Origin of the sequence: Vibrio sp. S17_S38, assembly GCF_014694375.1 — a bacterium.
Classification (GTDB): domain Bacteria; phylum Pseudomonadota; class Gammaproteobacteria; order Enterobacterales; family Vibrionaceae; genus Vibrio.
In genome coordinates this window covers 91,379-104,651 of the sequence record NZ_JAAUWW010000005.1, presented here as the reverse complement: position 1 = coordinate 104,651, position 13,273 = coordinate 91,379, and the positions used below count along the sequence as shown (strand labels likewise).

9 protein-coding genes are annotated in these 13,273 nt (G+C 42.2%); all 9 read left to right on the top strand.

Annotated elements, in window-relative coordinates; translation table 11 throughout:
- The first annotated feature begins 101 nt into the window (after positions 1–101).
- The 9 genes from HC725_RS05690 to HC725_RS05650 all read left to right on the top strand — a co-directional run bounded on the left by HC725_RS05690 (position 102) and on the right by HC725_RS05650 (position 13,163).
- Positions 102–1,784 carry an ABC transporter substrate-binding protein gene (locus HC725_RS05690; RefSeq protein ID WP_190330813.1) on the top strand — a complete coding sequence of 561 codons (1,683 nt, stop codon included), beginning with the start codon at positions 102–104 and terminating at the stop codon, positions 1,782–1,784.
- 165 nt (positions 1,785–1,949) lie between these two features.
- Positions 1,950–2,936: an ABC transporter permease gene (locus HC725_RS05685; RefSeq protein WP_190330812.1), complete on the top strand. Its 987-nt coding sequence runs from the start codon at positions 1,950–1,952 to the stop codon at positions 2,934–2,936.
- A 2-nt stretch (positions 2,937–2,938) separates the two neighbouring features.
- Positions 2,939–3,964: an ABC transporter permease gene (locus tag HC725_RS05680; protein ID WP_190330811.1), complete on the top strand. Its 1,026-nt coding sequence runs from the start codon at positions 2,939–2,941 to the stop codon at positions 3,962–3,964.
- Between the two features lies 1 nt (position 3,965).
- The gene (locus HC725_RS05675) at positions 3,966–4,964 is read left to right on the top strand and encodes an ABC transporter ATP-binding protein (RefSeq protein WP_190330810.1); all 999 of its coding nucleotides are present in this window, start codon (positions 3,966–3,968) and stop codon (positions 4,962–4,964) included.
- 72 nt (positions 4,965–5,036) lie between these two features.
- Entirely contained in the window at positions 5,037–6,038 is a 1,002-nt protein-coding gene (locus HC725_RS05670) for an ABC transporter ATP-binding protein (protein WP_190330809.1), read from the top strand.
- Between the two features lie 77 nt (positions 6,039–6,115).
- Entirely contained in the window at positions 6,116–7,852 is a 1,737-nt protein-coding gene (locus tag HC725_RS05665) for a glycoside hydrolase family 9 protein (protein WP_190330808.1), read from the top strand.
- A 2-nt stretch (positions 7,853–7,854) separates the two neighbouring features.
- The gene (locus HC725_RS05660; protein WP_190330807.1) at positions 7,855–8,733 is read left to right on the top strand and encodes an N-acetylglucosamine kinase; all 879 of its coding nucleotides are present in this window, start codon (positions 7,855–7,857) and stop codon (positions 8,731–8,733) included.
- A gap of 35 nt (positions 8,734–8,768) precedes the next feature.
- A complete protein-coding gene (locus HC725_RS05655; protein WP_190330806.1) occupies positions 8,769–10,688 on the top strand; it encodes a beta-N-acetylhexosaminidase in 1,920 nt (639 codons plus the stop codon).
- Between the two features lie 69 nt (positions 10,689–10,757).
- Positions 10,758–13,163 (top strand): GH36-type glycosyl hydrolase domain-containing protein, encoded by a 2,406-nt coding sequence (locus HC725_RS05650; RefSeq protein WP_190330805.1) that lies wholly within the window; start codon positions 10,758–10,760, stop codon positions 13,161–13,163.
- Positions 13,164–13,273: the final 110 nt, after the last annotated feature.

The following is a 13,273-nucleotide window of genomic DNA, read 5'->3' as shown; positions in this document are numbered from 1 at the left end:
TTATGAAACAGGTTATTTCGAGGTAGGTCTCAGCGAGTGTTTATCAATTGATGACATTCCTTTTAATTAAGCTAAAACAAAAGCAAAAGTAAGGAACAGCTATGCTAACCAATATCAAAAAAACAGCCATTGCTGCAGCGATACTTTCGGTTGCCGTTACTGGTTTTTCGACAGTAGCAACAGCCGCAGAACGCAGTGAGTTAACTATCGTCCCAGATTTTTATCCAACTATGGTACGGAATTTCAACCCATACTTAGGGGCGACTAACTTAAAAACAACCACAGATTTCATTTATGAACCTCTGGTTATTTTTAACGAAATGCACGGTAATACACCAGTCATGCGTCTTGCAAAAGATTTCAAAATGTCTGATGACCTAATGACAGTCACATTTGATATCCGTGAAGGTGTTAAGTGGTCGGATGGTAAAACCTTTGATGCTAATGATGTTGTTTACTCATTTGCGTTAGTTAAAAAATTCCCTGCACTTGATCAATCAGGCATTAACAAATGGGTAAAAAGTGTTGAACAGAAAGGTGACTACCAAGTTATATTTCATTTAACAGAAGCTAATTCAAATGTTCCTTACGAAATTGCTAAAGTACCTGTTGTTGCAGAGCACATCTGGAAAGACGTAAAAGATCCAACTACTTTCACTAATGAAACTCCTGTAGGTACCGGTCCATTTACTGAGATCGAAACCTTTACACCACAACTTTACATTCAGTGTGAAAACCCAAATTACTGGGATGCTAAAGACCTAAACGTTGACTGTTTACGTGTTCCGCAAATCGCCAATAATGATCAATTATTAAGTAAAATTATCAACTCAGAACTTGATTGGACCTCTTCATTCGTCCCTGACATTGATAAAACTTATGCATCTGTAAGCCCTAATCACCATTATTGGTATCCGCCATCAGGTACGCAATCATTCATGGTGAACTTTGCTGAAAAAGATGCCGCGAAAAAAGAAGCGTTAACCAACGTTGATTTCCGTCGTGCTTTCTCTATGGCTCTTGACCGTCAAACCATCATTGATATCGCATTCTATGGCGCGGGAACAGTGAATGATTTCGCATCAGGTCTTGGGTATGCATTTGAAGCTTGGTCTGATGAAAAAGTTCATAATAAATACAAAGGCTACAACACATATAATGTTGAAGGCGCGAAGAAACTGCTTGCTAAAGCCGGCTTTAAAGATGTCAATAAAGATGGTTTTGTTGACACCCCATCAGGTAAACCTTTTGAGTTATTAATTCAATCACCAAATGGTTGGACTGACTTTAACAACACTGTACAACTTGCAGTAGAGCAACTAGAAGAAGTGGGCATTAAAGCAAAAGCTCGTACACCTGAATTCGCGGTTTATAACCAAGCAATGCTAGATGGTAATTACGATGTAGCTTTTACTAACTACTTCCACGGTGCTGATCCATTCACTTACTGGAACTCAGCGTACAACTCAGCACTGCAAGGTGGTGATGGTATGCCTCGTTTCGCGATGCATTTCTTCAAAAATGACAAGTTAGATTCTTTATTAAACAGCTTCTATAAAACTGCTGATAAAAATGAGCAAATGAAAATCGCTCATGGAATCCAACAAATCATTGCAGAAAATCAAGTCACGATTCCAGTCATGTCTGGTGCACAAATGTACCAATACAACACCAAGCGCTTTACAGGCTGGTGGAGCGAGAAAAACCCGAAAGGCCGTCCAAGTATCTGGGCTGGCATTCCAGAGCGTCTACTTCATGTACTGGATTTAAAACCAGTTAAATAAGTCGTCACTCAACTCTGCGGCGCATGCCTAATATGCGCCGCCATTAAAATCCCCCTCTTACTGATAAAAAGTATGGCGCTCGTCGTCAGGGGATTTGTTTGTCTAAAATAGGCGTCCTGAAACCAGAATCAGGCGAAAAATTCTGGGAAAGTTAAGGTGTAAGTTATGGGATTCTTCTTAAGACGTTTAGGTTTTTATTTTATCGCTTTAGTCGTCGCTGCAACGATTAACTTTGCGATTCCGCGTGCGATGCCTGGTGACCCAGTTACCATGATGTTTGCTAACGCTACAGTGCAGGTGACTCCAGAACGTATCGCGGCAATGAAAGAGCTTTTGGGCTTTGTCGACGGTAATATTTTTGTTCAATACATTGCGTACCTTAAAAATATTTTCAGTTGGAATCTAGGCACTTCAATTCAGTTCTTTCCATTACCTGTGTCTGATTTATTAGGTCGTGCATTTGGTTGGTCACTATTTTTAGCCGGTACTGCGGTTGCTTTCTCTTTCTCTTTAGGGTCAATTCTTGGCATTTTTGCTGCTTGGAAACGCGGCAGCAAATTCGATACTTTTATTTCCCCTGGAATGTTGGTTATTCAAGCGGTACCACAAGTGGTTATTGCCATGCTTGCCATGTTTACCTTTGCGGTTGGTTTGCGATGGTTCCCAACCGGTTATGCTTATACTGCAGGTAACTTACCAGACTGGACTAGTTGGGTATTTATTAAAGATGTTGCCTATCACGCCGTCCTACCTTTGTTCTGTGCTTCTGTCGTTCAAATTGGTGGCTTCTTAATCAATATGCGTAACAACATGATTAACTTGTTAGGTGAAGATTACATCACCATGGCAAAAGGCAAAGGCTTGAGTGAAAACCGCGTGGTATTCAATTACGCCGCTCGTAATGCCATGCTACCAAGTGTAACCGCCCTTTCTATGTCGCTTGGTATGGCGATTGGTGGTCAATTAATTGTCGAGATCATCTTTAACTACCCAGGTCTTGGTTCAGTTCTATTTAATGCAATCAATTCTCGTGACTACCAAGTTCTGCAAGGTCAGTTACTTATTATGACCTTATTTATGCTGTTCTTTAACTTACTTGCCGACATGTTGTATGTCGTACTTGACCCTCGTCTGCGTAAGGGAGGCAAATAATCATGAAAGGTTTATTTAAATTACTGACGGGCAACGCTAAAGCCATGACAGGATTAATTATATTATTGTTGTTTATTGCTATGGCTATTTTTGCACCTTTAATTACCAAACATGCTCCCGATAAGCGAACGGGTAATCCACACGAATACCCTAGTGGCATCGTAAAAATGGCAAAAAGTAGCCCCGATGGTTGGGTTGCACAAAACCTTGCGAATGATCGTCGCACTATGATCATGTCAAAAAAAGAAGACCACACACTTGGTACCACTCGTATGGGGCGTGATGTCTGGTCACAGCTGGCTTATGGCGCTCGTGTATCTCTTGGGGTTGGTTTTGGCGCTGGTCTTGTAGTGTGTTTCTTAGCCACTGTGATTGGCGTTTCGGCAGGATACTTTGGCGGCAAAATCGATGACATATTAACCGCAGCAATGAACATCATGCTAGTAATACCTCAATATCCATTACTGTTTGTTTTAGCTGCATTTATCGGAGAGGCAGGCCCACTAACCATTGCGCTAATCATAGGCTGTACTTCTTGGGCTTGGGGCGCACGTGTCGTTCGTTCGCAAACACTCGCATTACGAGAGAAAGAGTTTGTAAAAGCGGCTGAAGTATTAGGGGAGTCGTCATTCCGCATCATCTTTGTTGAGATACTGCCTAACCTGATCTCCATTGTCGGGGCAAGCTTCATTGGTTCGGTAATGTACGCCATTATGATGGAAGCCACTATTTCATTCTTAGGCCTTGGCGACCCAAGTACTATTAGTTGGGGCATCATGCTTTACAACGTTCAAACCTCATCAGCGATATTAGTTGGCGCATGGTGGGAACTGATCGCGCCATGTTTAGCATTAACTACATTAGCTATCGGACTTGCACTATTAAATTTTGCGGTTGATGAAGTAGCAAACCCACAATTACGTTCTCATAAAGGCATGAAGCGCTGGAAAAAAATCGCAACACAAGATGAACAATCTCGAGAGCCTGAACTACCACCACAAAATGCCGTTTGGAGTGGAGATAAATAATATGACCATTATCAATAAAACAGAGCCATTAATCTCTATCCGCAACCTATGCGTTGATTACATTACCGATGCGGGAGATGTCCGCGCCGTCAACAATGTTAGCTTTGACATTGCACCGGGCGAAGTCTTTGGCCTTGCCGGTGAATCAGGCTGTGGCAAATCGACCGTTGCTTTCTCACTAATGCGTTTACATAAGCCACCAGCCTTTATTACCGGTGGAGAGGTCATTTTTAATGGCGAAAATATTTTAAAGTACAGCGAACAAAGGATGCAATCTTTCCGTTGGAGCCAAATGTCGATGGTATTTCAAAGTGCCATGAATGCGTTAAATCCAGTACTCCCAATGGAAGAGCAATTTTGCGATGTGATCATGCGTCATACCAATATGACGCGCCAACAAGCGAAAAAACGTGCCGAAGGTTTATTAGAAATTGTAGATATCCACCCTGATCGTTTGAATGACTATCCTCATCAGTTTTCAGGCGGCATGCGTCAACGTTTAGTGATTGCTATTGCATTGGCTTTGAATCCAAAAATGATCATTATGGATGAACCAACCACAGCTCTGGATGTGGTAGTACAACGTGAAATTCTACAAAAAATTTATGCACTAAAAGAAGAGTTTGGCTTCTCCATATTATTCATCACTCATGACTTGTCATTAATGGTCGAGTTCTCCGATCGTATTGGCATCATGTATTCAGGTGAATTAATTGAAGTCGCTCCTTCGAAAAAAATATTGGAAACGCCTTATCACCCATACACCAAAGGATTGGGTTCGTCTTTTCCTCCATTAACAGGACCTAAAACCAAATTAACCGGGATCCCTGGTAATCCGTTGAACTTATTAGAAATCCCACAAGGCTGTCGATTCCAAGCACGTTGTGATCGTGTTCATGACACTTGCCGAAAAGTGCCAACACAATTGCGTCAAATTGAGCACGGTCGATTATCTAATTGCCATTTATATGGCGAGCCAATCTCGATAGCGACAGTTTGAACGAACAAAACACAAAGCAGAATCGGCGATAGAGCCAGTTAATAAAGAATTAGCGTAAAGCTGGAGACAACTATGAGCTCATCAGAAGTATATGGAAAATTGTTGATTGAAGGTAAGAATCTGATTAAAGATTTCCCTCTCAACAGTAACTCTCTCAAACAAACTAGAATGCGCGCCATCAATGACGTGTCATTTAAAATGTATAAAAGTCGCGGCCTTGCCGTGGTCGGAGAATCAGGTTCAGGCAAATCCACCACCGCGAAAATGATTGCCAAAATGTATGCACCAACCGGAGGAGCGATTGAATACAAAGGTCGTGATATTCAAGAGATCAAAAAGACAAAAGATCTAATGCATTATCGCGAAGGGGTACAAATGGTATGGCAAGATCCGTTTGGGTCTTTAAATCCAACCCATAATATTTTTCACCATATTGCTCGTCCTTTGCTCATTCATAACAAAGTGAAATCAAGCAATAAGAAAGAGCTACAAGAGCGTGTTTACGAACTACTTGAGCAAGTCGGTCTAAACCCAGCGAAAGAAACATCGGTAAAATTCCCCCATCAATTATCTGGGGGTCAACGTCAGCGTGTGAATTTAGCCCGTAACATCGCAGTGGGAGCAGAAGTCGTTTTAGCGGACGAACCAACCTCAATGCTAGATGTGTCTATTCGCGCTGGTGTTTTGAATCTAATGGAAGAGATGAAGTTCGACAAACAAATGTCGCTACTTTACATCACCCATGATATCGCGACTGCTCGTTATATTGCTGAAGATCTTTCGGTTATGTATGTCGGTCATATGGTTGAATGGGGCGATACCGATCAGATCATTCACGATCCTCAACACCCGTATACCCAACTATTAGTATCGGCAGTTCCAGATCCAAAAAAATCAATCCATGAAAAGCTAAAGGGTAATAAAGGTGAAATTCCACTTTGGACACCAGATTCATTAGGCTGCCCTTTTGCTGGTCGTTGCTTACATGTCACCGACAAGTGCCGCGAAAAAATGCCAGAAGTAACACAACTAGCGACCAATCACTTTGTTCGATGCTATTTATTTGAGAAGTAAACAAAGCGATTTTTCAACAATAAACGGCTCTAATCTATTATCAGATTAGAGCCTATTTCAAAGGGTTTGGAGCATTCATGCAAATTTTCACTAACCATATTGGTTACCCTTGCTTTGGTAACAAAAATGCAGTCGTACTTGCCTCATCAGTAGAGGAAAAGTGCAACGCTAAATTGATCGATGCAGATACACATCAAGTAATGCAAGAATTTTCAATATCTCCAGACAGTACTGTCGACAATTGGCATTTCGGCCGTTTTCATCAAATCGACTTCTCTGAATTCACTCAAGCTGGCCGTTATTATCTCACCGTTGGAAATCGTCAATCTCATTTCTTTGAGATAGGTAAAAACGTTCTCATGAATCGTACTTTTTCCGATTGCTTGCACTATTTTAAATCCCAACGTTGTGGCGGAATTTTCGATCAACGCGATCATCACGTTCCTCTTCTCAATAGTACAAACACCGTCGATGTACATGGTGGTTGGTATGATGCTTCCGGGGATGTTAGCAAGTACTTAAGCCACCTTTCTTATGCGAATTATCTCAATCCGCAACAAACACCAATGATAGTGTGGAACATGCTAAAAGGCTTGGAGATCGCGGCAAAAATAGAAGGTTTCGCTAAATTTTCAGCCGTACGCTTAACCGAAGAAGCATTATTTGGCGCTGATTTTTTAATGAGAATGTTATCACCTGAAGGGTACTTCTATACCACAGTGTTTGATAAGTGGAGTAAGGACATTAACCAGCGTGAAATCTGTGCTTATGAAACACAAAATGGTCATAAAGGTGAGGATTATCAAGCCGGTTTTCGTCAGGGTGGTGGCGTAGCTATTGCAGCCCTCGCCCGGGCTTCTCGATTAGAGCAACATGGTGAATTCACGTCTAATCAATATTTAGAAGCCGCAATTAAGGCTTATCAGCATTTAGTTGAGCACAATACTCAATACCTTAATGATGGCACTGAAAACATCATTGATGAATATTGCGCACTATTATCGGCGGTCGAGCTTTTCCATTGCACTCAAAAACAAGAATTTGCCAATCAAGCACAGATCTGGGCGCAACGTTTAGCCCAGCGCCAAATGAGCGATGATAACCTTCAGTATTTCTGGGCGGCTAACAGTGATGGTTCTCGCCCATATTTTCACGCGGCAGAAGCTGGGTTGCCAGTAATAGCTTTGTGTGAATATGCAGCCATTGAAAAAGATTCAACCAATAAACAAGCAATTATTGAGGTAATCAACAATGCCTTACGCTTTGAAATTACCATTAGTTCAAAAGTAAATAATCCATTTGGTTATCCTCGCCAGTATGTCAAAGGCGTTAATGAAGAAAAGCGTGAAGCCTTCTTCGTGGCTCATAACAATGAATCGGGTTATTGGTGGCAAGGCGAAAATGCTCGTATTGCCTCTTTATCTTGCATGGCAAATCTAGCACAGCAATATACCAATGATCCTGAACTTAGATGTGAACTACAACGTTTCTCACAATCCGCATTAGATTGGATCGTCGGTTTAAATCCTTATGACATGTGCATGCTTGACGGCCATGGTTATAACAATCCCGATTACTTGCCAGAACAGGGATTTTTTAATGCTAAAGGCGGTGTGTGTAATGGCATTACGGCCGGTTTTGACGATGAAAGAGACATTGCCTTTAATCCTAACGAGCAAAAAGATGACATGCTGCAAAACTGGCGCTGGGGTGAGCAATGGATCCCACATGGTGGTTGGTATTTACTGGCTATCATCGCACAGCAATATCATATTGATACTGAGTCAACAAGTGCTCTAGCCGATAAGGAATAATCATGAATGCATATTATTTAGTTGGCATTGATGGCGGAGGCACCTCTTGTCGAGCACGTTTAACCGACAGCAACGGCGCTCTCCTCGGTGAAGGCAAAAGTGGTAGTGCCAATATTCTGCTAGGCGTTGAAGTGACAATGGCATCGATTATTAACGCCGTTAGAAAAGCGAGTAAACAAGCAGGCTTAAGTGAAGATGACTTCGCATCAATGCACCTTGGCTTAGCTTTGGCAGCCGCTGAACAAAGAAAAGCATGGCAGGGTTTTATGCAACTTGAGCATCCTTTTGCCAGCATCGTACTTAATACTGATGCTTATGGCGCTTGCTTAGGGGCTCATAATGGTGACGATGGCGCAATTATGATCGCCGGCACAGGATCGTGTGGTTTGTTAATTAAAGATGGTCAACAACATGTGGTTGGCGGTCGAGAGTTTCCAATTTCCGACCAAGGTAGCGGCGCAATAATGGGGCTCCATTTGATCCAATACACTTTATTGGCACAAGATCAAATCAAACCACACTCAAATATTACTCAAATTGTAATGCAGCAATTTAATCAAGATGTGGATGCAATTGTTGAATGGTCTAAAACAGCTCGACCTTGTGATTATGGTCAATTTTCACCACAAATATTTCAATGCGCGCAGAGAAGCGATCCAGTAGCCGAGGAATTATTGCAACAAACGGCAGCTGATTTAGACATGTATCTAAATGCTTTACATCAGCGAGGTGCAAACCAGATTGCGTTAATGGGCGGTATTGGAGAACGCATTATCCCTTGGTTAAGCAAGCAAAGCCAACAATGGTTGGTGCCTCCTCAAAAAGATGCCTTAGATGGCGCTTTAATGATGGCAAACCAGACTAAGCACAACTTGTTTTAATACTTATGAACCAACTCTCCATGAAAGGTGCAACGATGAACTACCGAATTGATCTTGCCGTTATCCAACAACAAGAGAATTACTCTCGCTTTGGCTTAACTCTGCATAATTTAAGTGATCAGGACTTACAAGACTGGAGCATTCATGTCAGCTTCCGCCGCTATATTCAGCCTCAAACATTAACTCAAGGTCTAATTGAGCAAATCGGTGGTTACTGCGTGTTTACACCGCCAATCAACACCACTCTACAAGCGAACAACTTATATTATGTGGAGTTTGGCACCAACACCGCTCCATTTAAATTACTTGATGATGGCTTTGATGATGCCTTTATCCAAGTAACACAAGATCATCAATCCCAGAATATACCCGTGACAGTGACTCCGATTGCGCTGTCTTCGAATACAAAAAAACAAATTACCGTGCCAAACGTTGAGGCTAAATTAGATAGCCTAATCCCTGCCCCTCAAAGCATGAAACCACAAACGGGTTATTTCAATTTAGATACCGCGATTACTTTTCAAGCGCACAGTAGTTATGCTCAATCGGCATTAGTCTGGCTAGCCGATGAATTAAGCCAAATAACACCACATGCCATTAAAAAGAGCACTCAAGGTAACGTGTGCTTTGTGACAACACAAAGCTTGCCACAAGGTGCCTATAAACTCGAAATTCAACCTAATCAAATATTACTTGAAGCCAGTTCCAGTAGTGGTTTTATGCATGCGGCTGTCAGCTTGCTTCAACTCATCAGTACTCAAATTGATAATGACAGCCAGCAACTTGCTTGTGTATTAATTCAAGACAAACCCCGCTTTGATCACCGAGGCATGATGCTAGATTGCGCGCGCCACTTTCATAGCATTGAGCAGATAAAACGATTAATTAATCAACTCGCTAAATACAAATTTAATACCTTTCATTGGCATTTAACCGACGATGAAGGCTGGCGTATTGAAATTAAAGCCTTTCCAGAGTTAACCGAAATCGGCGCATGGCGTGGCATCAACACACCAATTGAACCGCAATATTCTCATCTCACTGAAACTTATGGTGGTTTTTATAGCCAAGATCAAATCCGTGAGATCGTGTCCTATGCTGCCGAGCGTAATATTAGCGTTATTCCCGAACTCGATATTCCAGGGCACTGTCGCGCTGCCATTAAATCACTTCCACATCTGCTCGTGGATCCAGATGACCGATCTCAATATCGCAGTATTCAATATTACGTTGATAACGTCTTATCCCCAGGATTAGCCGGTACTTACACTTTTCTCGACACCGTTTTAGAAGAAATTTGTCAATTATTCCCATCCCCTTTAGTACACATTGGCGGTGATGAAGTACCAAAAGGCGTTTGGACTGATAGCCCTAAATGCCAAGAGTTGATGGAAGCACAAGGTTATTCTGATCCCAAAGAACTTCAAGGCCATATCTTGCGCTATGCAGAAGACAAGTTGAAATCTTTAGGTAAACGCATGCTCGGCTGGGAAGAAGTACAACACGGTGACAAAGTAAGTAAAGATACCATTATTTGTTCGTGGATAAATGAAGATGCAGGCTTACAAGCGATCAAGCAAGGCGTTGATATCGTGCTACAACCTGCACAATTCACTTACCTTGATATTGTGCAAGATTATTCATTCGAAGAGCTGGGCGTCAACTGGGCTGGAGTTACCCCACTGGAGAAATCCTATGGTTATGAACCGTTAGCACAAGTCGCTAGCGATGACCCAATACGTCAACATATTTTAGGTATTCAATGTGGCTTGTGGTGCGAAATTATAGACACGCCAGAACGCATGGACACCATGATTTTCCCACGACTTTTGGCAATAGCCGAAGTGTGTTGGACCGAAAAACAAAACCGTAATTGGGAAGATTTTGTTGCACGTTTAAATGGCCATTTACCGACATTAAATCGTCAAGGTATCAAATATAGACCACTTAAATGAAGCGCTCCATCATCCTATTACGGATTGAATATCTAACTTTGAGTAAGAATTTTAATTAAGGAAGAGAATATGAAATACGGCTTTTTCGATAATGATAACCGCGAATACGTCATCACTCGCCCAGATGTCCCTGCGCCATGGACCAACTATTTAGGTACCGAAAAATTTTGTACTGTGATTTCACACAACGCAGGCGGCTATTCTTTTTATAATTCACCTGAACACAATCGCGTGACCAAATTTCGCCCCAATGCCAGCTTTGATCGTCCGGGGCATTATGTGTATTTACGTGATGATGAAACGGGTGATTACTGGTCCATCTCATGGCAACCAGTCGCTAAAAGCCTAGATGAAGCAAGTTATGAAGTTCGTCACGGCTTATCATATTCAAAATTCAAATGTGAGTACAACGGTATCGCCGCAACGAAAACCTTGTTTGTTCCAAAAGGTGAAGATGCCGAAGTGTGGGATGTGGTAATCAAAAATACCAGCGACAAACCACGCACAATCAGTACTTTTTCATTTGTTGAATTCTCGTTTAGTCACATTCAGTCGGACAACCAAAATCATCAAATGTCATTGTACTCTGCAGGAACTGAGTATAAAGATGGTGTATTGGAATATGACCTTTATTACAACACCAATGAGCAAGAAGGTTTCTATTACTTAGCATCTACCTTCGATCCTGATTCATATGATGGACAACGTGATAACTTCCTCGGTTTATACCGCGATGAATCCAACCCAATCGCAGTTGAACAAGGCAAATGCTCAAACTCAGCGCAAACCTGTTACAACCATTGCGGTTCTTTACATAAACAATTTGTTATCCAACCAGGTGAAGAAGTTCGCTTTGCTTATATTTTAGGTATTGGTAAAGGTAACGGCGAAAAACTGCGTGCTAAGTATCAAGATGTTACTAATGTCGATGCGGCTTTTGCTGGCATCAAAGCTCACTGGGATGAACGTTGTAATAAATTCCAAGTGAAATCACCAAACGCAGGCTTGGATACCATGATCAATACATGGACACTTTATCAAGCAGAAACCTGTGTGGTGTGGTCTCGCTTTGCATCCTTCATCGAGGTAGGCGGACGTACTGGTTTGGGTTACCGCGATACGGCGCAAGACGCTATTTCAGTACCGCATTCAAATCCAAAAATGACGCGTAAACGTCTGGTCGATCTTCTGCGTGGGCAAGTGAAAGCAGGTTATGGTCTGCACTTATTTGATCCTGATTGGTTCGATCCTGAAAAAGCCGATGTCAAACCATCTAAATCACCAACCGTCGTCCCAACCCCAAGCGATGAAGATAAGATCCACGGCATTGAAGATACTTGCTCAGATGATCATTTATGGCTAGTACCAACCATTTGTAAATATGTGATGGAAACCGGTGAAGAATCCTTCTTTGATGAAGAAATCCCATACGCTGATGGGGGTATTGCCACGGTATATGATCATATGAAAGCTGCGCTCAATTTCTCGGCTGAATATGTGGGTAATACTGGTATTTGCAAAGGCTTACGCGCCGACTGGAACGACTGCTTAAACTTAGGTGGCGGCGAGTCTTCTATGGTGTCCTTCCTTCATTACTGGGCATTACAAGAATTTATCGATTTAGCAAAATATCTCGGTAAAAACGACGATGTCGATACTTACACCACAATGGCAGAAGGTGTTCGCCAAGCCTGTGAAACGCATCTTTGGGATGACGAAGGCGGTTGGTACATTCGTGGTCTAACTAAAAATGGTGACAAAATTGGTACCGCGCAACAAACCGAAGGTCGCATTCATTTAGAATCCAACACCTTAGCAGTATTGTCGGGCGCGGTATCACAAGAGCGTGGCGAACGTGCGATGGATTCTGTTGATGAGCACCTGTATTCACCATACGGCTTACACTTGAACTCTCCTTCTTTCTCCACTCCAAATGATGACATTGGTTTTGTGACTCGTGTTTATCAAGGCGTAAAAGAAAACGGCGCGATCTTCTCTCATCCAAACCCTTGGGCATGGGTGGCAGAAGCAAAACTCGGTCGTGGTGATAAAGCGATGAAGTTTTATGACGCACTTAACCCATACAACCAAAATGACATAATCGAGCAACGTATTGCCGAACCCTATTCTTATGTGCAGTTCATCATGGGACGCGATCATCAAGATCATGGACGAGCCAACCACCCTTGGTTAACAGGTACATCTGGCTGGGCTTACTTTGCTGTCACTAACTTCATTCTTGGTGTCAATTTAGGGTTTGAAGGCTTAAATATTAATCCATGTATTCCAACCGATTGGCCTGGATTTGAAGTTACCCGTCAATGGCGTGGCGCGACTTTCAACATTACAGTGAAAAACCCAGATGGTGTCAGCAAAGGCGTGAAATCTATCACTTTGAATGGTGAATCAAATGAAGGTTCAATCTCAGCTCAAGCCGATGGCAGCGTGCATGACGTTGTAGTGATAATGGGTTAGTCATTTAAATCGTCATCCCGACCAGAAGCCTAAGTAAAGAAGATACGAGATCTCGCTTTTAGAGTAATAAAAACCTAAAGCGAGATCCCGGATAACTCATCTCTCGTTTT

What these genes read in the sequence shown, in the direction of transcription:
- HC725_RS05690 (WP_190330813.1), top strand. Translation starts at nt 102, where the DNA reads ATGCTAACCAATATCAAAAAAACAGCCATTGCTGCAGCGATACTTTCG.
- HC725_RS05675 (WP_190330810.1), top strand. Translation starts at nt 3,966, where the DNA reads ATGACCATTATCAATAAAACAGAGCCATTAATCTCTATCCGCAACCTA.
- HC725_RS05685 (WP_190330812.1), top strand. Translation starts at nt 1,950, where the DNA reads ATGGGATTCTTCTTAAGACGTTTAGGTTTTTATTTTATCGCTTTAGTC.
- HC725_RS05665 (WP_190330808.1), top strand. Translation starts at nt 6,116, where the DNA reads ATGCAAATTTTCACTAACCATATTGGTTACCCTTGCTTTGGTAACAAA.
- HC725_RS05650 (WP_190330805.1), top strand. Translation starts at nt 10,758, where the DNA reads ATGAAATACGGCTTTTTCGATAATGATAACCGCGAATACGTCATCACT.
- HC725_RS05655 (WP_190330806.1), top strand. Translation starts at nt 8,769, where the DNA reads ATGAACTACCGAATTGATCTTGCCGTTATCCAACAACAAGAGAATTAC.
- HC725_RS05680 (WP_190330811.1), top strand. Translation starts at nt 2,939, where the DNA reads ATGAAAGGTTTATTTAAATTACTGACGGGCAACGCTAAAGCCATGACA.
- HC725_RS05660 (WP_190330807.1), top strand. Translation starts at nt 7,855, where the DNA reads ATGAATGCATATTATTTAGTTGGCATTGATGGCGGAGGCACCTCTTGT.
- HC725_RS05670 (WP_190330809.1), top strand. Translation starts at nt 5,037, where the DNA reads ATGAGCTCATCAGAAGTATATGGAAAATTGTTGATTGAAGGTAAGAAT.